We start from the raw sequence: 23,006 nt of genomic DNA, 5'->3' as shown, positions 1-23,006 counted from the left end.
TGAGGCATGTGCCGGAACATCACCGAGTTGCGCGGGCTGCAACCGTCGGCCACCGCCGAGGAGATCGCGGCGGCGGCCCGCCAGTATGTGCGCAAGGTCAGCGGGATCACCCGACCCTCGGCCTCGAACGCAGACGCCTTCGAGGCGGCGGTTGCCGAGGTCACCGAGACGACGACGCGGTTGTTGGCGGCGCTGCCCCCGCGGCGTCAGCCGCCCAAGTCCGTCCCGCCGTTGCGAAGGCCCGAGGTGGTCGCCCGGCTGGCCGGGGCGCAATGACGCTCACCGCGACCATGCCCGCCCTCAAGGAGTGGAGCGCCGCCGTGCACGCCCTGCTGGACGGTCGCCAGCGGGTGCTGCTGCGCAAGGGCGGCATCGGGGAGAAGCGGTTCGAGCTGGCCGCTTCCGAGTTCCTGCTGTTCCCGACGGTCGCGCACAGCCATGCGGAGCGCGTGCGGCCCGAGCATCGCGACCTGCTCGAGGCGGCCGCCGCCGACAGCACCGAGGACCGCCTGGTGATCCGGGCGGCAGCGAAAGTCGTTGCCGCCGTGGCGGTTAACCAACCCGACCGCCTAGCGGAAATCGAGGACCTGCACATCTGGACCCCCGAGTCGGTCCGCGCCGACCGGCTCGACTTCCGCCCCAAGCACAAGCTCGCCGTGCTGGTGGTGTCGGTGCACCCGCTGGCCGAGCCGGTGGAGATCACCCGGACGCCCGACTACGGCGGCTGCAAAAGCTGGGTGGAGCTGCCCATGCGGGCGCCGCTCGCCCCGCCGGTGCATGACGAGGCATCGCTAGCCGAGGTCGCCGCCCGCGTCCGCCGCGCCGTTGGCTGACAGGTCGAGCGGGCCGACGGGCAGCAACAGCCGGGAGCGTCCGTAGCGCACGGTGTGGGTGGCCGGCTCGGACTGTCGGCCCGTCAGAATCGGCTCGTCGGTGCCCAGGTTGCGCGCGTAGCGGGGAAACCAGCTGCCGGCGATCAGCAGGCGGATGCGGGAGCCGGCGCGGAAGCGGTGGGCGATGCCGTCGAGTTCGACGCGGACGGTCCCCTTCGACGACTTCTTGGCGGTCCGCAACCGCCGGTAGCCGTCGCTGACGTTCTTCGACCGGCCTTTGGCGTCGACCTCGCTCACCCGGACGAAGAGATCGACGTGGGGAGTGTCGGCGCCGTGCGTTAGCTCGACGACCGGGGTCCCGTAGACGCACAGGTCGTGGGTGAGGGTGAGGCTGGTGAAGGCCAGGACGTCGTCGCGCGACGCGAGCCGGCTGTCGTCGCGGTAACCGCCGTTCGGCGACAGCAACGGGCCGCCCGTGGTGGGTGTCGGGTCGGCGGGGTCGTAGCGGAAAGACGCCGGCGCCAGCCGCGCCAGGTCCGTCGGCGCGGTTTCACCGAGGTGGCCGCCGGGCCGCAGATACAGCGCGCGCTCGGTGGTGGCGGGCGGCCAGTCGGTGAGGTTGCGCCAACCCTGGCCGGTGACATACGCGTGGACCCGGCCGGGCCGGCGCGGGGCGGGGCCGCCACCGAGGTGGGCGCCCAGCCAGTCCAGCGACTCCCGGGTGCAGGTGCTCAACCCGGTGGTGAGCAGCTGGGTGTGCGTCCAGGGGCCCATCGTCAGCGCGACGTCGACGCCCCGGCCGCGCAGATGCTCGTACTGCTGCAGCGTCTGCCTGACGAAGATGTCCTGCCAACCGCCGATCAGCAGCACGGGCACGTCGACTCGGTCCAGCGCGTCGCCGCAGCGCAGGGCGTCCCAGAACGGATCGTTCGGGTCGGTGTGCTCGACCCACGACTCGAACCACGGCGCGCCCGCACCGAGCAGCGCCCGGGCCGTGTCGCCCACCGGCAGCCCGAGGGCCGCCTGTGTCACCCGGCTGCGGTTCTGCAGCTGGCGCAGCGCCGACCGGGCGCGCACCGGGTCCTCCTGGTGGGCGACCATGTGGCTCCAGCCCAGAAAGTCGTTGATCGCGAACGAGCCGGTGCCCCACACCGAGGCGTTGAAATCGTGCGGCCCCACGATGACGACCGCCGCGGCCAGCTCCGGCGGGGGATCGGTCATCAGCGCCCACTGGGTGAACCCGAGGTAGGACAGCCCGATGGTGGCGAACCGGCCGGTGAACCAGGGCTGCTCGCGCAGCCAGGCCACCGTGTCGGCACCGTCGGCGGCCTCGTTGGCCATCGGTTCGAAATCCCCGCCCGACCCGAACGTGCCGCGGACGCTCTGCAGCACGACGTGGTAGCCGCGGGCCGCGTACAGCGCGCCGAACACCAGGGAGAACGGGAAGGAGCGCCCGTAGGGCCCCCTCGCCAGCAGGGTGCCGGCGGGGGAGTCGGTGTTCGGCGTGTAGTGATCGGCCACCAGGTCGACCCCATCACGCATGGGCACCCGGACGCGTTCGACGGTGTACTCGGTGGTCGCCGGCGGCAGGCCAAGCAGCCGGCCCACAGCCTTGCCGCCGAGGTGTCGCAGGGCGTGCAGCGTGGGCTGGGCGGGTCGCGTCGAGGTGATACTCACGGTGCCCAGGTTAAGGCCCGCGTGGACTTTAGAACTTGTAGTAAGGCGCGAGGTCGTTGGCCCGCTGCAGGTCGGTCGACATGCAGTCGACCTCGGGATTGGAGTAAACGGTCGAGTAGTAGAGCGCCTGCTGCAGCACGCCGTAACTGGTCTTGAACGCGACCATGCAGGAGTAATACCAGTAGCTGTTGTGATACGTCGGCTTGAGCACCCAGTACTGCGCGGCGCGGTGGCCGGCGATGGTGGTCTCGACGGCGTCGGGAGGCAGCGACTCCTCGTAGGTGCGCCAGATGATGGGCTCGACGGCCACCTGGTAGTTGCCCGCGTCGAAGTGGCAGCGCAGGCCGTCTTCGTGCTCGGGCGGCGTGAACGCCAGCCCCAGCCGCTGGATGACGTCGAACGGGATGTCCTCGCACGCGTCGAACGGGCGCGGATCGGTGGTCGCCACGATCGGGCTCTTCATCGTGGTTTCCATCGGTGCCGCCGTCGAGCGCAGCTCGACGCGCCCGCCCCCGGTAGGCCCCGGAGCGGCGCCCTGCCACCCGGCCGTTCCGGCGATGGCCGCTGCGACCACGGCACCGATCGCCCCGATCAGACGCACCTTGGCGAACACGACACCCCCTGACGGCTCCCTGGCCCTTGCCGGGAGTGTACAAGTCGCCTCCCGCACGGTCACCGATAAACAAGAACACGTTCCAATGCCGGCGAGCAAGGCGCGGCCCCAACCGGCCCCGCACCGCGGGTCATTAGGCTGGTTAATCGTGGCTGGTCAAAATGCGGGGCAGGAATCGACCAATGGGGGGCAACCCACGCTGTGGGCCGTGTCCGACCTGCACACCGGCCACCTCGGCAACAAGCCGGTCACCGAATCGCTGCACCCGTCCTCGCCGGACGATTGGCTGATCGTCGCGGGTGACGTCGCCGAACGCACCGACGAGATCCGCTGGGCCCTCGACCTGCTGCGCCGGCGCTTCGCCAAGGTGATCTGGGTGCCCGGCAACCACGAGTTGTGGACCACGACGCGGGACCCTGTGCAGGTCTTCGGGCGGGCCCGCTACGAGTACCTGGTCCACATGTGCGACGAGTTGGGCATCGTCACGCCCGAGCATCCCTTCCCGGTGTGGACCGAGCGCGGCGGCCCGGCCACGATCGTGCCGATGTTCCTGCTCTACGACTACAGCTTCTTGCCCGAGGGGGCGGCGAGCAAAGCCGAGGGCCTGACCATCGCGCGGGAGCGCAACGTGGTCGCCACCGACGAATTCCTGCTGTCGCCGGAGCCGTACCCCACCCGGGAGGCGTGGTGCCAGGAGCGGCTCGCCACCACGCGGACCCGCCTCGAGCAACTCGACTGGATGACGCCGACTGTCCTAGTGAACCATTTCCCGCTGGTCCGCGAGCCCTGCGATGCGCTGTTCTACCCGGAGTTCTCGCTGTGGTGTGGGACCACCAAGACCGCCGACTGGCACACCCGCTACAACGCGCTCTGTTCGGTCTACGGTCACCTGCACATTCCGCGCACCACCTGGTACGACGACGTGCGCTTCGAGGAAGTGTCGGTGGGATATCCGCGGGAGTGGCGGCGCCGCAAGCCGCACAGCTGGCTGCGCCAGGTGCTGCCCGACCCGCAATACGCGCCGGGCTACCTCAACGACTTCGGCGGCCACTTCGAGATCACTCCCGAGATGCGGCAGCAGGCCGCGCAGTTCCGGGAACGGTTGCGGCAGCGGCAATCACGATGACGGACAAGCTGGTTTCCTCGGTACTGCCCGACATGGGCGAGCTCGCCTATTCAGAGCTGTACTCCGACCCGCCCGACCTCGTTCCCCTGCCCGAAGAGGAGCCGCTGATCGCCAAGTCGGTTGCCAAGCGGCGCAACGAGTTCGTCACCGTCCGGCACTGCGCCCGGGTCGCGCTGGGCGAGCTCGGGCTGCCGCCTGTGCCGATCCTCAAGGGCGAGAAGGGCGAACCGTGCTGGCCGGACGGCGTGGTGGGCAGTCTCACCCACTGCACCGGCTATCGCGGCGCGGTCGTGGGCCGCACCGAAGCGGTGCGCTCGGTGGGCATCGACGCCGAGCCGCACGACGTGCTGCCGGACGGCGTGCTGAACGCGATCAGCCTGCCCGAGGAGCGACACGAGATGACGACGTTGCCCGCCGGCCTGCATTGGGACCGAATCCTGTTCTGCGCCAAGGAAGCAACGTATAAGGCCTGGTTCCCGTTGACCAAGCGCTGGCTCGGTTTCGAGGACGCCCACATCGTGTTCGACCTCGACCCGCCGGACGGGGAGACCACCGGGGTGTTCGTGTCCAAGATCCTGATCGACGGGCAGACCCTCGACGGCCCACCGCTGACCGCGCTGAGGGGCCGGTGGTCGGTCGAGCGGGGACTGGTGCTGACCGCCATCGTGCTATGAGTGCGGGGCCTGGTCCGGGATTGGTCGTCGTCGACAAGCCGGCCGGGATGACCAGCCACGACGTGGTGGGACGCTGCCGCCGTATCTTCGCCACCCGCCGGGTGGGGCACGCCGGGACGCTGGATCCGATGGCCACCGGCGTGCTGGTGATCGGCGTCGACCGCGCCACCAAGATCCTCGGCCTGTTGACGGCGGCGGCCAAGTCGTACACCGCCACCATCCGGCTGGGGCAGACCACCTCCACCGAGGACGCCGAAGGGAAAGTGCTGCACAGCGTCTCGGCCGCGCACCTGACGCGCGAGGCGATCGCGGCCGCGGTCGCCGGCCTGCGCGGGGACATCCAGCAGGTGCCGTCGGCGGTCAGCGCGATCAAGGTGGACGGGCGGCGCGCCTATCGGCTGGTTCGCGAGGGCCAGACCGTCGAACTCGAGGCCCGGCCGGTACGCATCGACCGGTTCGAGGTGCTCGATGTTCGGCCCGGATCCGACGTCGACGGCGTCATCGATGTTGATGTGGAGGTCGACTGCTCGTCGGGAACCTACGTTCGCGCGCTGGCCCGCGACGTCGGCGCCGCGCTCGGCGTGGGCGGGCACCTGACGGCGCTGCGGCGCACCCGGGTCGGCCGCTTCACCCTGCAGCAGGCCCGCCAACTCGACGACCTGGCCGAGCGGCCCGGCCTGTCGTTGACCCTGGATGAGGCGTGCCTGCTGATCTTCCCGCGCCGCGACCTGACCGCCGGGGAGGCCGATTCGGCGGCCAACGGGCGAGCGCTCGCGCCTGCCGGCATCGACGGTGTTTACGCCGCCTGCGACGCCGACGGCCGGGTGATCGCACTGCTGCGCGACGAGGGCGCACGCACCAAGTCGGTGGTTGTCATCCGCCCGGCGACGCTGTAGCGGGCTTCGAGGGTCCCCATCGAGGGGCCGGCGGGGTTAAGTTGCACACTGGGGGCCTGGCCGTTGGAAAGGGACAAAGATGTCTAACAAGGTTTACGTCGTCGGCGTCGGCATGACGAAGTTCGAGAAGCCGGGCCGCCGTGAAGGCTGGGACTACCCGGACATGGCGCGCGAGTCCGGGACGAACGCGCTCACCGATGCGGGGATCGACTACCGCGAGGTGCAGCAGGGCTACGTCGGCTACGTCGCCGGCGATTCGACGTCCGGGCAGCGGGCGCTCTACGAGCTGGGCATGACCGGCATCCCGATCGTCAACGTCAACAACAACTGCTCGACCGGCTCGACCGCGCTGTTCCTGGCGGCCCAGGCGATCCGCGGCGGGATCGTCGACTGCGCCATCGCGCTCGGCTTCGAGAAGATGCAACCCGGCCCGCTGAGCGGCGGCTTCCAGGACCGCGAATCGCCGATGGGCAAGCACGTGAAGGCGATGGCCGAGATCGACGAGTTCGCGATGCCCGTCGCGCCCTGGATGTTCGGTGCCGCCGGTCGCGAGCACATGCGCCAATACGGCAGCACCGCAGAGCATTTCGCCAAGATCGGTTACAAGAACCACAAGCACTCCGTCAACAACCCGTTCGCGCAGTTCCAGGAGTCCTACACGCTCGAGGACATCCTGGCGGCGCGGATGATCTCCGACCCCCTGACCAAGTTGCAGTGCTCGCCCACGTCCGACGGCTCCGGCGCGGCGATCCTGGCCTCGGAGGGCTTCGTCGACCGCCACGGGTTGGCCGCCCAGGCCGTGGAGATCGTCGGCCAGGCCATGACGACGGACTTCGCGTCGACGTTCGACGGGAGCGCCAAGAACCTGATCGGCTATGACATGAATGTGCAAGCGGCGCAACAGGTTTACGGCCAGTCCGGGCTCGGCCCGGAGGACTTCCAGGTGATCGAGCTGCATGACTGCTTCTCGGCCAACGAGCTGCTGCTCTACGAGGCGCTCGGCCTCTGTGGCCCGGGCGAGGCGCCGAAGCTGATCGACAACGGCGACACCACCTACGGGGGACGCTGGGTGGTCAACCCGTCGGGCGGCCTGATCTCGAAGGGGCATCCGCTGGGCGCGACCGGGCTGGCGCAGTGCGCCGAGCTGACCTGGCAGCTGCGCGGCACCGCCGACAAGCGTCAGGTCGACAACGTCAGCGCCGCACTGCAACACAACATCGGGCTGGGCGGCGCGGCGGTTGTCACCGCGTACCAGCGCGCCGAACGCTAACGCCGCGCTCGCGATCGCCGCTAGCCCACCACCCAGACCGCCCGGGCCGCCGGGCTGCCCAGGTCGACCGTCGTCTCCGCACCGTCGCCGGCTTCGATCGCCACTGAGATCATGCCGGCGAATTCCCGGCGGGTCAGGACCCGCAGTCGCGAATCGAGGTTGATGCCGACGTCGGCGAAATAGCGCAGCATCTCCGGGTCGGCGTCGGAGATCCGGGCCACCGTTCCGGTGTCTCCGTCGCCGCACGCCCACAGCTGGCGGGCCGGCGGCGTGGGCACCTGCCCGTCGGAGGCCGGGATCGGGTCCCCGTGCGGGTCGCGTTGCGGGAACCCGAGCTTGGCGTCGATGCGGGCCACCAGCCGATCCGACACCGCGTGTTCGAGCACCTCGGCCTCGTCGTGCACCTCGTCCCAGCCGTAGCCGAGCTCGTTGACCAGGAAGGTCTCCAGCAGCCGATGCCGGCGCACCATCGCCAGCGCCGCCCGCCGTCCCGCCTCGGTCAGGGTCACGGCCCCGTATTTCTCGTGATCGACCAGGCCCTGCTCGGCGAGTTTGCGGATCGACTCCGAGGCCGTGCTGGCGGAGACCCCGATCTTCTCGGCCAGCATCTTGGTGCTGACCTTCTCCCGGGACCACTCCTGGGCATTCCAGATGACCTTGAGATAGTCCTGGCCGACCGCGGTGAGACCGCCACGCTCTTCGTCAGCCCTCACACCGAGAAAGTTTAGGCAACCCAAGCCTGATCGTGTGCTCCTCGACACCCTCGCGCCGGCGGATCTCCCGGCGGCCCGCGGCGGGCCGTAGGCTTGCGGTCGTGCAGCGGTGGCGCGGCCAAGACGAGATTCCCACGGACTGGGGCAGATGCGTGCTCACCATCGGGGTGTTCGATGGCGTGCACCGGGGCCACGCGGAGATAATCGCGCATGCCGTCAAGGCCGGGCGCGCCCGCAACGTGCCGACCGTGCTGATGACATTCGATCCGCACCCGATGGAAGTCGTCTACCCGGGCAGCCATCCCGCGCAGCTGACGACGCTGACCCGCCGCGCCGAACTCGTCGAGGAGCTGGGCATCGACGTCTTCCTGGTGATGCCGTTCACCAGCGACTTCATGAAACTCACGCCGGAGCGCTACGTCCATGAGCTGCTGGTGGAACACCTGCACGTGGTCGAGGTCGTGGTGGGGGAGAACTTCACCTTCGGCAAGAAGGCGGCCGGCAACGTCGAGACCCTGCGGCGCGCAGGCGAGCGATTCGGCTTCGCGGTGGAGTCGATGTCACTGCTCAGCGAGCACCTGAGCAACGAGACCGTGACGTATTCGTCCACGTATATCCGGTCCTGCGTGGACGCCGGTGACGTGGTGGCGGCCATGGAGGCGCTGGGCCGTCCGCATCGCGTCGAGGGCGTCGTTGTCCGCGGCGAGGGGCGGGGCATGGAGCTGGGATTCCCGACCGCCAACGTGGCGCCGCCTATGTATTCGGCGATCCCGGCCGACGGCGTGTATGCCGCCTGGTTCACCCTGCTCGGGCACGGACCGGTGACCGGCACCGTCGTCCCGGGCGAGCGCTACCAGGCCGCGGTGTCCGTGGGCACCAACCCGACCTTCTCCGGGCGCACGCGCACCGTCGAGGCCTTCGTCCTGGACACCACCGCCGACCTCTACGGCCAGTACGTGGCGCTGGACTTCGTCGCCCGCATCCGCGGTCAGCGCAGGTTCGACTCGGTGAAGGAGCTGATCGACGCGATGGGCAAGGACACCGACCGGGCGCGCAAGATGCTCTCGGCGCAGGACTGAACGGCCGCAGCTTCAGGAAGCAACCAGGTCGTCGATTTGGTTGATGGCCGACGTGGAGCCCTCGACGACGCCCATGTCCAGCACTCGCTGAAGATCCTCCGCGGATCCGAAGGTGCACACGTAGATCGCGCGCGTGCCGCCGCCGTGCTCGGTGAAGCTGTAGGTGTTCTCCGCGACCGGCAGGTCGGGGTTCGGGTTGAAGTCCAGGTCGGCGAACCCGTCGAGAAACGAGAAGCTGTTCGGCTCGTCGACGGCGGTGATCTCCCAGTAGCCGGCGTACTTCTCGCCGTCCGGACCGGTCATGAAGTAGGTCGTGCGGCTTCCCGGCGTGAGGCTGTGGCTCACCACGGTCGCCGGATGCGACGGCGGTCCCCACACCTTCTCCAGTTGACGCGGATCGGCGTAGATCTGCCAGATGCGCTGCACCGGGGCGGCGAAGGCGGCGGTGATGGTCAGCGTCAGGGCGTCCGGGTCATGCTTGACGTCGGTCACGGGCATGGTCAGTCCTCCTTGGTTGGGTCGGTCGAGATGAGTTCGTCGATGCGGGCGATGCGGCCCCGCCAAACCTGCTCCAGCTCGGTGAGCATGCCGGCGACCGACCGCACCGCCGCCACGTCACCGCTGGCCAACTGCTCGCGACCGTTTCGGCGTTTTTTGATCAGGCCGGCCTTCTCCAGCACGACCACGTGCTTCTGCACGGCCGCAAAGCTCATGTCGTATTTCAGGGCGAGCGAGGAAACCGAGTGTTCCCCGGCCAGCGTCCGGCGCATGATGTCGCGCCGGGTCCGGTCGGCGAGCGCGTGAAAGAGGGCGTCCACCCGGTCCTCTTCGTCGACGGTCACCCGCCAAACATACAACCAAATGGTTGTATGTTGTCAAGCGCTGGGTGCTGGCCTGCGATTTCGGTGGACATCGCAGCCGCTGATAGACTCGCCCCCCGGATATGGCGTGTGCTGCAGTCCGCGGTGGCCACGTACGAATTTTTCGCGGCACCGATTGATGGAGATGTTTTCGTGGCGCTGACAGCCGAGCAAAAAAAGGAAATCCTGGGCACCTACGGCCTGCACGACTCCGACACGGGTTCCCCGGAGGCGCAGGTCGCGCTGCTGACCAAGCGGATCGCCGACCTGACCGAGCACCTGAAGGTCCACAAGCACGATCACCACTCCCGGCGGGGCCTGCTCCTGCTGGTCGGCCGGCGTCGCAGGCTGCTCAAGTACGTCGCCCAGATCGACGTGGAGCGGTACCGCTCGCTGGTCGAGCGCCTGGGTCTGCGCCGCTGACCCGGGCCTGCTTTCGGGCCAAGTCCGCCCGTGTAGAGTGGGAGCGTTCTGGGCCGGGTTCGGCCCGAGCGAACGGTGCGGCCACGCAGATCCGCGTGCGCCGTTCCAGCGTGTCATGACGGGAGCAGCCCAGTCTGTATCGGGCGGTCTTCGGTAGTGGCTGCCGGGCTCTCCGGATCTGGGGCAGGTCGGCCGCTTCGATCGATGGCCGTAGCCGCATTCAGACTTTTTCCTCTCGTAGGAAGCTCTCGGGTTACTTGCGCGTGACGACGCGAAATAGCTAAATACCCAGAGAGGCCGTACGGACACCTATGTCTGTCGCTGAAATTGAAGAAGGCGTGTTCGAGTCGACCGCCGTTATCGACAACGGGAGCTTCGGCACCCGCACCATCCGTTTTGAGACCGGCCGGCTGGCCCAGCAGGCCGCCGGCGCTGTCGTCGCCTACCTCGACGACGAGAACATGCTGTTGTCGGCGACCACCGCCAGCAAGAACCCGAAGGAGCACTTCGACTTCTTCCCGCTGACCATCGACGTCGAGGAGCGGATGTATGCCGCCGGGCGGATCCCCGGCTCGTTCTTCCGCCGCGAGGGCCGGCCCTCCACCGACGCGATCCTGACCTGTCGCCTCATCGACCGGCCGCTTCGCCCGTCGTTCGTCGCCGGACTGCGCAACGAGATCCAGGTCGTCGTGACGATCATGAGCCTGGACCCCAACGACCTGTACGACGTGGTGGCGATCAACGCCGCCTCGGCCTCCACCCAGATCTCCGGCCTGCCGTTCTCCGGCCCGGTCGGCGGCGTGCGCGTGGCCCTGATCGACGGCACCTGGGTCGCCTTCCCGACCGTCGAGCAACTCGAACGGGCCGTGTTCGACATGGTGGTGGCCGGCCGCAAGGTCGATGGGGATGTCGCGATCATGATGGTCGAGGCCGAGGCCACCGATAACGTTATCGAGCTCGTCGAGGGCGGCGCCCAGGCGCCGACGGAAACCGTGGTGGCCGAAGGCCTGGAGGCGGCGAAGCCGTTCATCGCCGTGCTGTGCACCGCGCAGGAGGAGCTGGCCGGCGCGGCCGCCAAGCCGACCGGCGAGTACCCCGTCTTCCCCGAGTACGGCGAGGACGTCTACTACTCGGTTGCCTCGGTGGCCACCGACGAGCTGGCCAAGGCGCTGACCATCGGCGGCAAGGCCGAGCGCGACCAGCGCACCGACGAGCTGAAGGCCGAGGTGCTGCAGCGGCTCGCCGAGACCTACGAGGGCCGGGAGAAGGAGGTCGGCGCCGCGTTCCGCTCGCTGACCAAGAAGCTGGTCCGGCAGCGCATCCTGACCGACCACTTCCGCATCGACGGCCGGGGCATCACCGACATCCGCGCGCTGTCGGCCGAGGTCGCCGTGGTGCCGCGGGCGCACGGCAGCGCGCTGTTCGAGCGCGGCGAAACCCAGATCCTGGGTGTGACCACGCTGGACATGGTCAAGATGGCCCAGCAGATCGACTCGCTGGGACCGGAAACCTCCAAGCGCTACATGCACCACTACAACTTCCCGCCCTTCTCCACCGGCGAGACCGGCCGCGTGGGTTCGCCCAAGCGGCGCGAGATCGGGCACGGCGCGCTCGCCGAGCGGGCCCTGATCCCGGTGCTGCCCAGCGTCGAGGAGTTCCCGTACGCCATCCGCCAGGTGTCCGAAGCGCTGGGCTCCAACGGCTCGACGTCGATGGGATCCGTCTGCGCGTCCACGCTGGCGCTGCTCAACGCGGGTGTGCCGCTCAAGGCGCCGGTCGCCGGCATCGCGATGGGGCTGGTCTCCGACGACGTCGAGATCGACGGCAAGAACGAGCGTCGCTTCGTCACGCTGACCGACATCCTCGGTGCCGAGGACGCGTTCGGCGACATGGACTTCAAGTGCGCGGGCACCAAGGACTACGTCACCGCCCTGCAGCTGGACACCAAGCTGGACGGGATCCCCTCCCAGGTGCTCGCGGGCGCGCTGTCCCAGGCCAAGGATGCACGCCTGACCATCCTCGAGGTCATGGCCGAGGCCATCGACGCGCCCGACGAGATGAGCCCCTACGCGCCGCGGGTGACCACCATCAAGGTCCCGGTGGACAAGATCGGCGAGGTCATCGGGCCCAAGGGCAAGGTCATCAACGCCATCACCGAGGAGACCGGGGCGCAGATCTCCATCGAGGACGACGGCACGGTGTTCGTCGGCGCCACCGACGGGCCCTCGGCGCAGGCCGCGATCGACCGGATCAACGCCATCGCCAACCCGCAGCTGCCGACCGTGGGCGAGCGGTTCCTCGGAACCGTGGTCAAGACAACCGATTTCGGCGCGTTCGTGTCGCTGCTGCCGGGACGCGACGGCCTGGTCCACATCTCCAAGCTGGGCCGCGGCAAGCGCATCGCGAAGGTCGAGGACGTCGTGAACGTCGGAGACAAACTGCGGGTCGAGATCGCCGACATCGACAAGCGCGGCAAGATCTCCCTCGTCTTGGTCGAGGAGGACAGCGCTGCCCCAGCCGATGCTCCGGCGGCCGCCCCTGCCGATGCCGCGACCGCCAGCAACTGACCTACCCCGGCCGCGTCCGACTCGTGCGGGCGCCCTGCGCCGGGGTAAGCAGATCGCCGAGGCGGAACCGGACCGCCAATCCGCACTGCGCCGCAGCCCGCTTCCGGGCGGTCTGCGGGTAGTCACCGAGTACCTGCCGTCGGTGCGTTCGGCGTCCGTCGGGGTCTGGGTCGGCGTCGGATCGCGCGACGAGGGCGCCACCGTGGCGGGGGCGGCGCACTTCCTCGAGCATCTGCTGTTCAAGTCGACCCCCACCCGGAGCGCCGTGGACATCGCGCAGGCGATGGACGCGGTCGGCGGGGAGCTGAACGCGTTCACCGCCAAGGAGCACACCTGCTACTACGCGCACGTGCTGGACAGCGACCTGGAGCTGGCCGTCGACCTGGTGGCCGATGTGGTGCTCAACGGCCGCTGCGCGGCGGAAGACGTCGAGCTGGAACGCGACGTGGTGCTCGAAGAGATCGCGATGCGCGACGACGATCCCGAGGACGCGCTGGGGGACATGTTCCTGGGGGCGATGTTCGGTGACCACCCGGTTGGCCGGCCGGTGATCGGCACCGCGCAGTCGGTGTCGTCGATGACCCGGACCCAGCTGCACTCCTTCCATGTCCGGCGCTACACGCCGGAACGCATGGTGGTCGCCGTGGCCGGCAATGTCGACCACGACGAGGTGGTGGCGCTGGTGCGTGAGCACTTCGGGCCGCACCTGGTGCGCGGGCGCCGGCCCGTCGCCCCGCGCAAGGGCGCCGGACGGGTGACCGGCCGGCCCGGCTTGATGCTGGGCAATCGGGACGCCGAGCAGACCCACGTCGCGCTGGGCGTGCGCACCCCGGGGCGTGGTTGGCCCCATCGCTGGGCGCTGTCGGTGCTGCACACCGCGCTGGGCGGGGGGCTGAGTTCCCGCCTGTTCCAAGAGGTTCGCGAGTTGCGCGGGTTGGCCTACTCGGTGTACTCGACGGTGGACATGTTTGCCGACAGCGGCGCGCTGTCCGTCTATGCGGCCTGCCAGCCCGAGCGGTTCGCCGAGGTGATGCAGGTGACCAACGAGGTCCTCGAGTCGGTGGCCCGCGACGGCATCACCGAGGCCGAGTGCCGCATCGCCAAGGGGTCGTTGCGCGGCGGCCTCGTCCTCGGCCTGGAGGATTCCAGCTCCCGGATGAGCCGGCTGGGCCGCAACGAGCTGAACTATGGCCACCACCGCAGCATCGAGCACACCCTGCGGAAGATCGACCAAGTGAGCGTCGAGGAGGTCAACGCGGTTGCCCACCGGCTGCTGAGCCAGCCCTACGGGGCCGCCGTCCTGGGTCCGTATGCCTCCAAACGGTCACTGCCCCAACAACTTCGGGCGATGGTAAATTAGCCCCGTGGTACTGGGCTTTTGGGACATCATGGTGCCCATCGTGGGTGCGCCGATGGCCGGCGGACCGGGCACGCCCGAGCTGGCCGCGGCGGTGTCCAACGCGGGTGGACTCGGCTTCGTCCCGGGCGGCCACCGGAGCGCGGAGCGCTTCGCCGAGGACATCGCCGCCGCGCGCAAGGCCACCACCGGGCCGCTGGGCGTCAACCTGTTCGTTCCGCAACCCAGCGTCGCCGACTGGATGGCGCTGGACTACTACGCCGAAGAGCTCGAGGAGATCGCGGACTACTACCAGGTCGAGGTCGGCCACCCGCACTACGGTGACGACGACGACTGGGAGCGCAAGCTCGAGATGGTCGCCGACGTGCGGCCCGAGCTGGTGTCGTTCACCTTCGGTGTCCCGCCGCCCGACGTCATCCGGCGGCTGGGGGCGCTGGGCCTGCTGGTGATGGTCACGGTGACGTCGGCGTACGAGGCCGGGGTGGCCGTCGCCGCCGGCGCGGACAGCCTCATCGTCCAGGGGCCGGACGCGGGCGGGCACCGGGGCACGTTCGCGCCCGACATGGAGCCCGGTAACGAATCGCTGCACCACCTGATCGATCGCATCCGCCACGCGCATGAAGTGCCCGTCGTCGCGGCGGGCGGGCTGGGCACCGCCCGGGATGTCGCCGCCGTGCTGCATCGCGGCGCGGTGGCCGCCCAGATCGGCACCGCGCTGCTGCTCAGCGACGAAGCGGGCACCAGCACCGCGCACCGCACCGCCCTGAAGAATCCGGTCTTCGGCACCACCGTTGTCACCCGCGCCTTCTCGGGCCGGTATGCGCGCGGCCTGGAGAACAACTTCACCCGCCTGCTCGACAACGTCGCGCCGCTGGGCTACCCGGAGGTCAACCAGATGACCTCCCCGATCCGCGAGGCGGCGGCCGCGATGGAGGACCCGAACGGGATACCGCTGTGGGCCGGAACGTCGTTCAAGGAGGCCCAGCCGGGGCCGGCGGCCGATATCATCGCCAGCCTGGTGGAAGCCGACTAGGCCAGGACGCTCGCCGGATCGGTGAACGGCAGCCCCAAGTCGGTGGCCACCCGTTCGGACAGCAGCCCGCCGTCGTGCGTCGAAAGTCCCTTCGCCAGAGCGGGATCCGACCGGCACGCCGCCTGCCAGCCACGGTTGGCCAGTTCCAGCACGTACGGCATCGTCGCGTTGGTCAGCGCCACGGTCGACGTCTTGGGCACCGCGCTGGGCATGTTCGACACGCAGTAGAACTGCGTGTCGTGCACGGCGAACGTCGGGTCATCGTGCGTGGTCGGCCGGGAATCCGCGAAGCAGCCGCCCTGGTCGATGGAGATGTCCACCAGCACCGCACCCGGCTTCATCTGCGCGACAAGCGAATTCGAAATCAGTTCCGGCGCCTTGGCGCCCGGCAGCAGGACCGCCCCGATCAGCAGGTCGGCCCGCGTGACCGTGCCCTCCAGCTCGTACGCCGACGAGTAACGCGTGCGGACCTGTCCGCCGAACTCCGCGTCCAGCAGCCGGAGCTTGCTGATGTTGAGGTCGAGCACCGTCACGCTCGCGCCCATGCCGTTGGCGACCCGGGCGGCGTTGTAACCGGCCGTGCCGGCGCCGATCACCACGACGTCGGCGGGTTTGACGCCCGGGACCCCGCCCATCAGCACACCGCGCCCGCCGTGGGACCGCATCAGATGGTAGGAGCCGACCTGCGCCGAGAGCCGACCGGCAACCTCGCTCATCGGGGCCAACAACGGAAGGCTGCCGTCGGCGGCCTGCACGGTCTCATAGGCGATTGACGTTGTGCGGGAAGCCAATAACGCTTCGGTGCAGGAGCGAGAGGCGGCCAAGTGCAGATAGGTGAACAGCACCTGATGCTGCCGCAACAGGCCGTATTCGGCCGGAATCGGTTCCTTCACCTTGAGCAGCAGGGCGGCGTCGGCCCACACCTGTTCGGCCGAGTCGGCCAGTTGGGCCCCCGCCGCCTTGAACTCCTCGTCGGGAATCGACGACCCCTCACCGGCGCCGGCCTGGACGAGCACCTCGTGGCCGCGACGGGTCAGTTCGGCGACGCCCGCGGGGGTGATGGCCACCCTGAACTCGTTGGCCTTGGTCTCGGTCGGTACGCCGACTCGCATGGTTGCCCCTTGCTTTGGGAGGTTCGCCCTTCAGTGTGGAGAAAGTTCGGATGGGCCGCAATCGAGGTGAAACCGCGGGAGCGCTGGCTATGATCGGCCCATGACTGACCCCTGCGTGTCGGACACCGTGCAGGTCGATGCCCGCCCGGACGTGGTGTACCGGCTGATCACCGACCTGCCCACGCTGGCCTCGTTCGCAGAGGAGGCGGTGGCGATGGAGTGGCGCAAGGGCGATTCGGCGCGCCCCGGGGCGGTGTTCACGGGTCACAACGAGAGCAGCAAACGGCGCTGGAGCACCAAGTGCAGGGTCACCGACGCGGAACCGGGCCGCCTCTTCGCGTTCGATGTGCGGCACTCCGTGCTTCCGATCGCGCGCTGGCAATACGACATCGTCGCGGCCGATGGTGGTTGCCGGGTCACCGAAAGCACCTGGGATCGCAGGCCCGGCTGGTTTCGCAAGATCGCCGGCAAGGCCACCGGTGTCCCAGATCGCGTGGCCGCCAACACCGAACACATCCGGCTCACCTTGCAGCGCCTCAAGCAGCGCGCCGAGTCCGAGTAGCCGGCAACCATGCGACGCGATCCCGCCGTAGCCGTCGTCGGAGCCGGCATGTCGGGCATGTGCATCGCAATCGCGTTGCTGCGCAGCGGGATAACCGACGTGACCCTCTACGAGAAGGCCAGCGAGGTCGGCGGGACCTGGCGCGAGAACACCTACCCCGGTCTGGTCTGTGACATCCCTTCGCGGGTCTACCAGTACACGTTCGCCCGAAACCCCAACTGGTCGCACCTGTTCTCGCCCGGCCGCGAAATCCAGGCGTATTTCCGCGACGTCGCGGACCGCTTCGGGTTACGCGACCGCATCCGGTTCGGCACCGAGATCTCCGATGCGCGCTTCGAGGGCGGCCGCTGGCGGCTGCGCACGGATGCCGGGGAGGAATCGAGCGTCGACTTCCTGATCTGCGCGACCGGCGTGCTCCATCACCCCCGCCTACCGTCGATTCCCGGCCTGCAGGACTTCGGCGGGCGGGCTTTTCATTCGGCGCGGTGGGATCATTCCGTCGAGTTGCGCGGTCGCCGGATCGCGATCATCGGCAACGGGTCGACGGGCGTGCAGCTCGTCTGCGGCCTGACCGGCGTCGCGGGCCGGGTCATGCTGTTCCAGCGAACCGCGCAGTGGGTGCTTCGGCTGCCCAACCCCCGGTACAGCAGGTTCACCAACGTCACCCACAACAGGTTCGGCTGGCTCGACCGGATGGCTTACCGCTGCTACAGCTTCGGCTTCGACCTGTTCGCCGCCGGCCTCACGAAGCCGGGCCTGCGCCGAAAGATCATGGGGGCGCTGTGCCGCGCCAGCCTGCGCGAGGTCCGCGACCCCGAGCTGCGCCGCGCCCTGACCCCCGACTACACGCCGATGTGCAAACGGCTGGTGATGTCCAATGGCTTCTACCGCGCCATCCAGCGCGACGACGTCGAACTGGTCACCGCCGCTATCGACCACGTGGAACCGCGCGGCATCGTGACCGGCGACGGCGTCCTGCACGAGGCGGACATCATCGTGCTCGCCACCGGATTCGACACCCACGCGTTCTTCCGGCCGATGCGGCTGATCGGCCGCGACGGTATCGCCGCCGACGACGTGTGGCGTGACGGCCCGCGGGCCTACCAGACCGTGGCGCTGCCGGGCTTCCCCAACTTCTTCATGATGCTGGGTCCGCACAGCCCGGTCGGCAACCTCGCGCTCACCACCGTCGCCGAATCGCAGGCCGACCACATACTGCGGTGGATTCAGCGTTGGCGGCGTGGCGAATTCGACACGGTGGAGCCGACCTGGCCGGCGACCGAGAACTTCAACGCCAAGCTGCGCGCCGCGATGCCGAACACGGTGTGGACCACCGGTTGCCAGAGTTGGTACCTGAACAAGGACGGGGTGCCCGAGGTGTGGCCCTTCACGCCGGGCGAGCATCGCGCCATGCTGGCGAACACCGATCTCGGACAGTACGACTTGCGCCGACACGTCACCGCCGGCTGAGCCGGAAGCCCAGATGGGCGACCTTGATGCCGCCCACGGGCTCCCAGTCCAGGGTGCGTCCGTCGGCGCGAAAGTCGTTCTTCTCGTAGAAGGTTCGCGCTTGGATGTTGCGTTCCGCGCACCACAGGACGACGTCAACCGACGGGCTTTCGGCCAGAGCGGTGGCGAGCAGGCGCTCGCCGACACCCCGCCGTTGGCATTCCGCCGCGATGTACAGCGAGTCGAGTTCGACCTGCTCGGGATTCGCCGGGTCCGGTCCGAAGATGGCCATTCCGATTGTCCGGGAACCTGATTCGGCGACCCACATGCTCCAGTCGCGGCGCTGCAGGATTCGCGGGTACGCCAGCACCGCCCAGCGCCGCGGCGATCCGAGGACGTCGAGGGTGGCGTCCGGCAGGATGCCGGTCCAGGACTGCCGCCAGACCGGATAGTGCATCTCGGCGACGTTCGCGAGATCGGCAGGTCCGGCTTGGCGGATCGTGATGCCGCCCATCGTCACGGGCGGGGTTGTTCCAGATAGGCGGCCAGCGCGTTGGTCAGGCCCCGCCGCGCCATGTCCAGGTCGGCGTACGAGCCGAGCTGGCGCTCGGACACCAGCCCGCGCATCGCGCCGGGAATCAGGGCGGCCACCTCGCGCACCCGGTCCGGGTCGACGTCGAGACCGGCGAAGGCGTTCTGGCAGGTCTCCAGCCAGCTCTTGCCCCACGAGAACAGCTCGGCGGCGGTGCGCGGGAACAGCCGCTCGAGCTCGTCGGGGTCGCGGGGGAGCGCCGCACGGAGGTTCTCGATCGCGCGCGAATCCGGCGACGCCAACCCGGTGTAGAGGGTGTCGATGATGGCGCCGACCCGCTCGCGCAGGGGCGCGTCCGGTGAGATCGGCGTTGAGAGGGTCGAGAAGGTTGCGGCGCGCCGTTCGGCGGTGCGGTGCAACACCGCCGCCCAGAACCCGTCGGTGTCGCCGAACTGGTACTGCACGGCGCCCCAGGTCGCGCCGATCTCCTTGGCGATGCGATTGGCCGACACCGAGCCTGGGTCGCCGGAGGCCAACGACTTGAGCGCGGCTTCGAGCATGCTCTCGCGCGTGGCGTTGCCACGCCGGTTGGGGCGCCGGTTCGCGGTTCCGGCCCCGCTCACCTGCCGAGTCATCTGCCGAGCGTATCGCACACCCAAAGTTTCATAGAGGGTACTTTTATTTCTTCGGTCGCCCCGCCTATCATTCTTTTCAAGGAGGGATCCCGCATGGCTAAGCCGCCGCTGTCGATGAGGCCCACGGGCTGGTTCCAGGTCGCCTGGTCCGACGAGATCGGTATGGGCGACGTGCACAAGATGAAGTATTTCGGCCAGGAGATGGTCGCGTGGCGGGCCGAGTCGGGTCAGCTCACCGTGATGAACGCCTACTGCGAACACCTCGGCGCGCATCTCGGTTACGGCGGCACGGTCGTCGGCGAGGTGTTGCAGTGCCCCTTCCACGGGTGGCAGTGGAGCCAGGAGGGCCGCAACGTCCGCATTCCGTACCAGGATCGCCCCAACCGCGGGCGGCGCATCCGCACCTACCCCGTGGTGGAACGCAACGAGTCGGTCTACATCTGGCACGACGTCGAGCGCCGCGAGCCGTACTTCGATGCTCCGGACGTGTTCGGCGCGTTCGGCGACGGCAGCAACTCGGACGACTACTACCCCCAGCAGCGGTTGTACCGGCCGGCCCTGGAGCTGCATCCGCAGTACGTGCTTGAAAACGGTGTCGACTTCGCACATTTCAAGTTCGTGCACAACACGCCTATCGTGCCGGTGTTCACCCGGCACGACTTCGCCGAACCGGTGTCGTTCGTCGACTTCACCATCACCTTCGAGGGTGACGACGGGCAGAAGATCGAGGACGTCAACAGCGGCGTCGAGGCCATCAACGGCGGTCTGGGCATCGCGGTGACCAAGAGCTGGGGGATGATCGACAACCGCACCATCTCCGCGGTCACCCCGGTAGACGAGTTCACCTCCGACGTCCGCTTCATGGTCTACATCGGCCGCACGCCGGGCAAAGACCCGGCCCGCGCCGAGCTCAAGGCGACCGAGTTCGGCCGTGAGGTGATCCGGCAGTTCGAGCAGGACATCGAGATCTGGCGGCACCAGCGCTACTCCGACCCGCCTGCGCTGGCCACCGACGAGTACGAGGGCTTCACCGCAATCCGCAAGTGGGCCAAGCAGTTCTACCCCGAGGCATTCGCAACGCAGAAAGGCTCAACGGAATGAGTACAGCACCGGTCCGCGTCTTCCAAGTGGCCACCGGAAATGTCGGCTCGGAGATGATCAAGCGGATCGCCACCCAGCCAGACCTCGAACTCGTTGGCGTGCACTGCTATTCGCCGGACAAGATCGGGCGCGATGCCGGCGAGCTCGCGGGCATTGAGCCCAACGGGGTGAAGGCCACCGGCTCCATCGAGGAGATCATCGCCGCCAAGCCGGACGTGCTGACCTTCCACGGTGTGTTTCCCGACGAGGACCTCTACGTCAAAGTGCTTGAGGCCGGGATCAATATCGTCACCACCGCCGACTGGATCACCGGCTGGCACCGCGACAAGAACCATCCGCACCCGTCGGGCAAGCCGGTGAGCCGGCTGCTCGCCGAGGCTTGCGAAAAGGGTGGCGCGACGTTCTACGGGACCGGGATGAACCCGGGCCTGAACCAGATACTGGGCGTGGTGTGTTCGGCCGACGTCGCCGACATCGAGAACGTCACCACCATCGAGTCCGTGGACGTGTCGTGCCACCACTCCAAGGACACCTGGATCGAGGTGGGCTACGGCCAGCCGGTAGACGATCCGGAGATCCCGTCCAAGCTGGAGAAGTACACCCGCGTCTTCGCCGACAGCGTGTTGATGATGGCCGACTGCTTCGATCTGACCCTCGACGAGGTGAAGTTCAGCTACGAGCTGGGCGCCTGCACCAAGGACGTCGACCTGGGCTGGTACACCCTGCCCAAAGGCTCGCTGGGCGGCAACTACATCAAGTACCAGGGCATGGTGGACGGGGTGCCCCGGGTCGAGACGCACCTGGAGTGGCAGATGACGCCGCACACCGATCCGAGCTGGAACATCAAGGGCTGCTACATCACCCAGATCAAGGGCGACCCGTGCATCTACAACAAGCACATGATCTTCCCCAAGCCCGGTGTGGACCTGTCCAACCCGGACAACTTCGCCTCCATCGGGATGACCGTCACCGGCATGCCCGCGCTGGCCTCGATCAAATCGGTCGTGGCGGCGCCGCCGGGGCTCATCACCAGCGCGGACCTGCCGCTGCGCGGGTTCGCCGGTCGGTTCAAGACTTAGGCGCCGGTCAAGGATCCGCGAGGCGCTCCGGGTGGTGATAGTCGTTAGTGCCCGGGCCGCGGCCCACGCGAGGCGGAATCCATTCGGTACGCCCGTCAGTTAGCTTCCTTGTGTGCCAGCCCTTTTCGATCAGCTTGTGGTGCGGGGTGCAGGCGAAGGTGAGCTTGTCGGCATCGGTCAGGCCGCCGGTGGCCCATTCGTCGAGATGGTGGACCTCGCACCAATAGCCCGGCGCGTCGCAGCCCGGATGCGTGCAGCCGCGGTCCTTCGCATAAAGCACCACCCGCTGATCCGGTGTGGCGATTCGCTGCGTCCGGCCGAGATACAGTGGGCGGCCGGAGTGTTCGTCGAACACGGCCAAATAGTGGTAGGCGTGTCGCGCCATCCGGATCACGTCGCGCATCGGCAACACCGTTCCGCCGCCCGTGACCGCGCGCCCGGTGCCCGCCGTCAGCTCCTGCAGCGTGGTGGAGACGATGACGGTGACCGGCAATCCGTTGTGCGCCCCTAACCGCGGGTCGCCCAGCTGGCCGCGCACCAGCGCGTTGATCGCGTCATGCTGGCGCTGCGCTTGGCTCCGCGTGTCGCCGTTCGCGGATTCCTCGGCGGGTTCGCCGTCGACACAGGGCTTTTCGTCGTCCGGATCGCACATGCCTGGGGCCGCGAACCGCGCGAGCCAGGCATCGAGATTGGCCCGCAGCTCCGGCGAGGCGACCAGCTTGCCGATGCTCATACCGTCGAGACGCTGCCCAGTCCAGGCGAAGCCGCGCTGCCGGGCGCGGTCGGTGTCGGAGAATTTCCCGTCGGGATTGATCCGCAGGGCGCACTGGTGCGCGACCTTTTGCAGCTGGTCGGGACGCAAACCCAGCGCCTGCTGGGCCAGGAAGCGCTCGGCCGCATCGACCTTTCCGGCGGGCACGGCGTCCGGTAGGTCGCGCACGAACGCCTGAATCACCCGCAGGTGCTGCCCGTCGAGAAGGCCGCTCCGCCACGCCACGGCGGTGGCCGGCAGCTCCGGCGGCATCTCCTGGCCGGTGAGGGTCAGGCGCGGCGAGAGCTGCTTGGCGTCTCGAACTCGACGGCACGCGTCGGCATAGCTGATCCGCAGCCAGTCGGCGATCACCTTATGGACCGGACCGCCGACGTCGCCGGGATCCTCGTTCGCCAGGCCGGCGATCACGTCGGTGCCGACCGCGGTCTGGCGCCGGTGAGAGCGCTCCATCGCTTCCAGCACGCGCAGCCGTACTTCGGGGCGCAGCGCGTCGAAGTCCAGCCCGCCCACCGCCGCATCGGCCGCGGCCAGCGCGTCCAAGGCGGCCTCCACCTCGGCCGGGACCTCGATCGAACTCATGTTCGAACACTATCCGGGGACTCCGGCGCCGGCCACCGCGAAAGCGACCGCTGTGGATAAACAC

General features: G+C 68.7%; 24 protein-coding genes. 15 read left to right on the top strand and 9 right to left on the bottom strand.

Annotated features, from left to right (window positions below; genetic code table 11):
- The first annotated feature begins 6 nt into the window (after positions 1 to 6).
- Both A5781_RS00695 and A5781_RS00690 read left to right on the top strand, forming a co-directional pair.
- The gene (locus A5781_RS00695; protein WP_067199556.1) at positions 7 to 276 is read left to right on the top strand and encodes a DUF2277 domain-containing protein; all 270 of its coding nucleotides are present in this window, start codon (positions 7 to 9) and stop codon (positions 274 to 276) included.
- The gene (locus A5781_RS00690; RefSeq protein ID WP_067199553.1) at positions 273 to 833 is read left to right on the top strand and encodes a DUF1802 family protein; all 561 of its coding nucleotides are present in this window, start codon (positions 273 to 275) and stop codon (positions 831 to 833) included. The genes A5781_RS00695 and A5781_RS00690 overlap by 4 nt, the downstream gene beginning before the upstream one ends.
- On the opposite strand, the gene A5781_RS00685 is transcribed toward A5781_RS00690, so the two are convergent.
- A complete protein-coding gene (locus tag A5781_RS00685) occupies positions 792 to 2,510 on the bottom strand; it encodes a CocE/NonD family hydrolase (RefSeq protein ID WP_067199549.1) in 1,719 nt (572 codons plus the stop codon). The two genes, A5781_RS00690 and A5781_RS00685, sit on opposite strands and share 42 nt — an antisense overlap.
- 28 nt (positions 2,511 to 2,538) lie before the next feature.
- Positions 2,539 to 3,123 carry a DUF3558 domain-containing protein gene (locus A5781_RS00680; protein ID WP_067199544.1) on the bottom strand — a complete coding sequence of 195 codons (585 nt, stop codon included), beginning with the start codon at positions 3,121 to 3,123 and terminating at the stop codon, positions 2,539 to 2,541.
- A 148-nt stretch (positions 3,124 to 3,271) separates the two neighbouring features.
- Here A5781_RS00680 and A5781_RS00675 point away from each other — a divergent pair, with 148 nt between their 5' ends.
- The 4 genes from A5781_RS00675 (at position 3,272) to A5781_RS00660 (ending at position 7,089) form a co-directional block, all read left to right on the top strand.
- Complete coding sequence (locus A5781_RS00675) at positions 3,272 to 4,249, top strand: metallophosphoesterase (RefSeq protein WP_067199539.1); 978 nt, start codon at positions 3,272 to 3,274, stop codon at positions 4,247 to 4,249.
- Positions 4,246 to 4,923, top strand: a complete 678-nt coding sequence (locus A5781_RS00670) for a 4'-phosphopantetheinyl transferase (protein WP_067199535.1) — start codon at positions 4,246 to 4,248, stop codon at positions 4,921 to 4,923. The genes A5781_RS00675 and A5781_RS00670 overlap by 4 nt, the downstream gene beginning before the upstream one ends.
- Positions 4,920 to 5,819, top strand: a complete 900-nt coding sequence (truB, locus tag A5781_RS00665) for a tRNA pseudouridine(55) synthase TruB (protein WP_067199520.1) — start codon at positions 4,920 to 4,922, stop codon at positions 5,817 to 5,819. Before A5781_RS00670 ends, truB begins: the two co-directional genes overlap by 4 nt.
- 79 nt (positions 5,820 to 5,898) lie before the next feature.
- Positions 5,899 to 7,089 (top strand): lipid-transfer protein, encoded by a 1,191-nt coding sequence (locus A5781_RS00660; RefSeq protein WP_067199516.1) that lies wholly within the window; start codon positions 5,899 to 5,901, stop codon positions 7,087 to 7,089.
- 20 nt (positions 7,090 to 7,109) lie between these two features.
- On the opposite strand, the gene mntR is transcribed toward A5781_RS00660, so the two are convergent.
- Positions 7,110 to 7,802, bottom strand: a complete 693-nt coding sequence (gene mntR / locus A5781_RS00655; protein WP_067199512.1) for a manganese-binding transcriptional regulator MntR — start codon at positions 7,800 to 7,802, stop codon at positions 7,110 to 7,112.
- 101 nt (positions 7,803 to 7,903) lie between these two features.
- Between mntR and A5781_RS00650 the strand changes: the two genes are divergently transcribed.
- Positions 7,904 to 8,881, top strand: a complete 978-nt coding sequence (locus tag A5781_RS00650; protein ID WP_067199509.1) for a bifunctional riboflavin kinase/FAD synthetase — start codon at positions 7,904 to 7,906, stop codon at positions 8,879 to 8,881.
- 12 nt (positions 8,882 to 8,893) lie between these two features.
- Here the strand turns inward: A5781_RS00650 and A5781_RS00645 are convergent, their stop codons facing one another.
- Positions 8,894 to 9,379: an SRPBCC domain-containing protein gene (locus tag A5781_RS00645; RefSeq protein ID WP_067199505.1), complete on the bottom strand. Its 486-nt coding sequence runs from the start codon at positions 9,377 to 9,379 to the stop codon at positions 8,894 to 8,896.
- A gap of 2 nt (positions 9,380 to 9,381) precedes the next feature.
- Positions 9,382 to 9,723, bottom strand: coding sequence for a helix-turn-helix transcriptional regulator (locus tag A5781_RS00640; RefSeq protein ID WP_067199501.1), 342 nt, complete (start codon positions 9,721 to 9,723; stop codon positions 9,382 to 9,384).
- A gap of 171 nt (positions 9,724 to 9,894) precedes the next feature.
- Between A5781_RS00640 and rpsO the strand changes: the two genes are divergently transcribed.
- From rpsO to A5781_RS00620, 4 genes are all read left to right on the top strand, one after another.
- A complete protein-coding gene (gene rpsO, locus A5781_RS00635) occupies positions 9,895 to 10,164 on the top strand; it encodes a 30S ribosomal protein S15 (RefSeq protein ID WP_067199669.1) in 270 nt (89 codons plus the stop codon).
- A 311-nt stretch (positions 10,165 to 10,475) separates the two neighbouring features.
- A complete protein-coding gene (locus A5781_RS00630) occupies positions 10,476 to 12,731 on the top strand; it encodes a polyribonucleotide nucleotidyltransferase (RefSeq protein WP_082939159.1) in 2,256 nt (751 codons plus the stop codon).
- Positions 12,709 to 14,091, top strand: coding sequence for a pitrilysin family protein (locus tag A5781_RS00625; protein ID WP_067199663.1), 1,383 nt, complete (start codon positions 12,709 to 12,711; stop codon positions 14,089 to 14,091). Before A5781_RS00630 ends, A5781_RS00625 begins: the two co-directional genes overlap by 23 nt.
- 4 nt (positions 14,092 to 14,095) lie before the next feature.
- The gene (locus tag A5781_RS00620) at positions 14,096 to 15,121 is read left to right on the top strand and encodes a nitronate monooxygenase (protein WP_067199494.1); all 1,026 of its coding nucleotides are present in this window, start codon (positions 14,096 to 14,098) and stop codon (positions 15,119 to 15,121) included.
- On the opposite strand, the gene ald is transcribed toward A5781_RS00620, so the two are convergent.
- Positions 15,118 to 16,233 (bottom strand): alanine dehydrogenase, encoded by a 1,116-nt coding sequence (gene ald / locus A5781_RS00615; RefSeq protein WP_067199490.1) that lies wholly within the window; start codon positions 16,231 to 16,233, stop codon positions 15,118 to 15,120. The genes A5781_RS00620 and ald overlap by 4 nt on opposite strands.
- A gap of 100 nt (positions 16,234 to 16,333) precedes the next feature.
- Between ald and A5781_RS00610 the strand changes: the two genes are divergently transcribed.
- Together A5781_RS00610 and A5781_RS00605 are read left to right on the top strand one after the other, a co-directional pair.
- Positions 16,334 to 16,795 carry an SRPBCC family protein gene (locus A5781_RS00610; RefSeq protein ID WP_067199487.1) on the top strand — a complete coding sequence of 154 codons (462 nt, stop codon included), beginning with the start codon at positions 16,334 to 16,336 and terminating at the stop codon, positions 16,793 to 16,795.
- 9 nt (positions 16,796 to 16,804) lie between these two features.
- Positions 16,805 to 18,265, top strand: coding sequence for an NAD(P)/FAD-dependent oxidoreductase (locus A5781_RS00605; RefSeq protein ID WP_067199483.1), 1,461 nt, complete (start codon positions 16,805 to 16,807; stop codon positions 18,263 to 18,265).
- Here the strand turns inward: A5781_RS00605 and A5781_RS00600 are convergent.
- A complete protein-coding gene (locus tag A5781_RS00600; RefSeq protein WP_067199480.1) occupies positions 18,252 to 18,758 on the bottom strand; it encodes a GNAT family N-acetyltransferase in 507 nt (168 codons plus the stop codon). The two genes, A5781_RS00605 and A5781_RS00600, sit on opposite strands and share 14 nt — an antisense overlap.
- A 2-nt stretch (positions 18,759 to 18,760) precedes the next feature.
- Complete coding sequence (locus A5781_RS00595) at positions 18,761 to 19,336, bottom strand: TetR/AcrR family transcriptional regulator (RefSeq protein WP_369816478.1); 576 nt, start codon at positions 19,334 to 19,336, stop codon at positions 18,761 to 18,763.
- Between the two features lie 168 nt (positions 19,337 to 19,504).
- On the opposite strand from A5781_RS00595, the gene A5781_RS00590 reads away from it, so the two are divergent.
- Together A5781_RS00590 and A5781_RS00585 are read left to right on the top strand one after the other, a co-directional pair.
- Complete coding sequence (locus A5781_RS00590; RefSeq protein ID WP_067199473.1) at positions 19,505 to 20,512, top strand: Rieske 2Fe-2S domain-containing protein; 1,008 nt, start codon at positions 19,505 to 19,507, stop codon at positions 20,510 to 20,512.
- Positions 20,509 to 21,591: a dihydrodipicolinate reductase gene (locus A5781_RS00585; RefSeq protein ID WP_067199470.1), complete on the top strand. Its 1,083-nt coding sequence runs from the start codon at positions 20,509 to 20,511 to the stop codon at positions 21,589 to 21,591. Before A5781_RS00590 ends, A5781_RS00585 begins: the two co-directional genes overlap by 4 nt.
- A 7-nt stretch (positions 21,592 to 21,598) precedes the next feature.
- Here A5781_RS00585 and A5781_RS00580 read toward each other — a convergent pair whose 3' ends face one another.
- Entirely contained in the window at positions 21,599 to 22,942 is a 1,344-nt protein-coding gene (locus tag A5781_RS00580) for an HNH endonuclease signature motif containing protein (protein WP_067199467.1), read from the bottom strand.
- Positions 22,943 to 23,006 lie beyond the last annotated feature (64 nt).

The sequence above is a fragment of the Mycobacterium sp. 852002-30065_SCH5024008 genome, assembly GCF_001665645.1.
GTDB lineage: Bacteria > Actinomycetota > Actinomycetes > Mycobacteriales > Mycobacteriaceae > Mycobacterium > Mycobacterium paraffinicum.
The sequence above is the reverse complement of the archived record's forward strand: the minus strand, read 5'-3'. Positions and strand labels throughout refer to the sequence as shown.

Coding starts and splice junctions, on each gene's coding strand:
- A5781_RS00645 (WP_067199505.1), bottom strand. CDS start 9,379: ATGCCCGTGACCGACGTCAAGCATGACCCGGACGCCCTGACGCTGACC.
- A5781_RS00610 (WP_067199487.1), top strand. CDS start 16,334: ATGACTGACCCCTGCGTGTCGGACACCGTGCAGGTCGATGCCCGCCCG.
- A5781_RS00630 (WP_082939159.1), top strand. CDS start 10,476: ATGTCTGTCGCTGAAATTGAAGAAGGCGTGTTCGAGTCGACCGCCGTT.
- A5781_RS00695 (WP_067199556.1), top strand. CDS start 7: ATGTGCCGGAACATCACCGAGTTGCGCGGGCTGCAACCGTCGGCCACC.
- A5781_RS00605 (WP_067199483.1), top strand. CDS start 16,805: ATGCGACGCGATCCCGCCGTAGCCGTCGTCGGAGCCGGCATGTCGGGC.
- truB (WP_067199520.1), top strand. CDS start 4,920: ATGAGTGCGGGGCCTGGTCCGGGATTGGTCGTCGTCGACAAGCCGGCC.
- A5781_RS00590 (WP_067199473.1), top strand. CDS start 19,505: ATGGCTAAGCCGCCGCTGTCGATGAGGCCCACGGGCTGGTTCCAGGTC.
- A5781_RS00580 (WP_067199467.1), bottom strand. CDS start 22,942: ATGAGTTCGATCGAGGTCCCGGCCGAGGTGGAGGCCGCCTTGGACGCG.
- A5781_RS00585 (WP_067199470.1), top strand. CDS start 20,509: ATGAGTACAGCACCGGTCCGCGTCTTCCAAGTGGCCACCGGAAATGTC.
- A5781_RS00595 (WP_369816478.1), bottom strand. CDS start 19,336: ATGCTCGAAGCCGCGCTCAAGTCGTTGGCCTCCGGCGACCCAGGCTCG.
- ald (WP_067199490.1), bottom strand. CDS start 16,233: ATGCGAGTCGGCGTACCGACCGAGACCAAGGCCAACGAGTTCAGGGTG.
- A5781_RS00660 (WP_067199516.1), top strand. CDS start 5,899: ATGTCTAACAAGGTTTACGTCGTCGGCGTCGGCATGACGAAGTTCGAG.
- A5781_RS00690 (WP_067199553.1), top strand. CDS start 273: ATGACGCTCACCGCGACCATGCCCGCCCTCAAGGAGTGGAGCGCCGCC.
- A5781_RS00625 (WP_067199663.1), top strand. CDS start 12,709: ATGCCGCGACCGCCAGCAACTGACCTACCCCGGCCGCGTCCGACTCGT.
- A5781_RS00670 (WP_067199535.1), top strand. CDS start 4,246: ATGACGGACAAGCTGGTTTCCTCGGTACTGCCCGACATGGGCGAGCTC.
- A5781_RS00600 (WP_067199480.1), bottom strand. CDS start 18,758: ATGGGCGGCATCACGATCCGCCAAGCCGGACCTGCCGATCTCGCGAAC.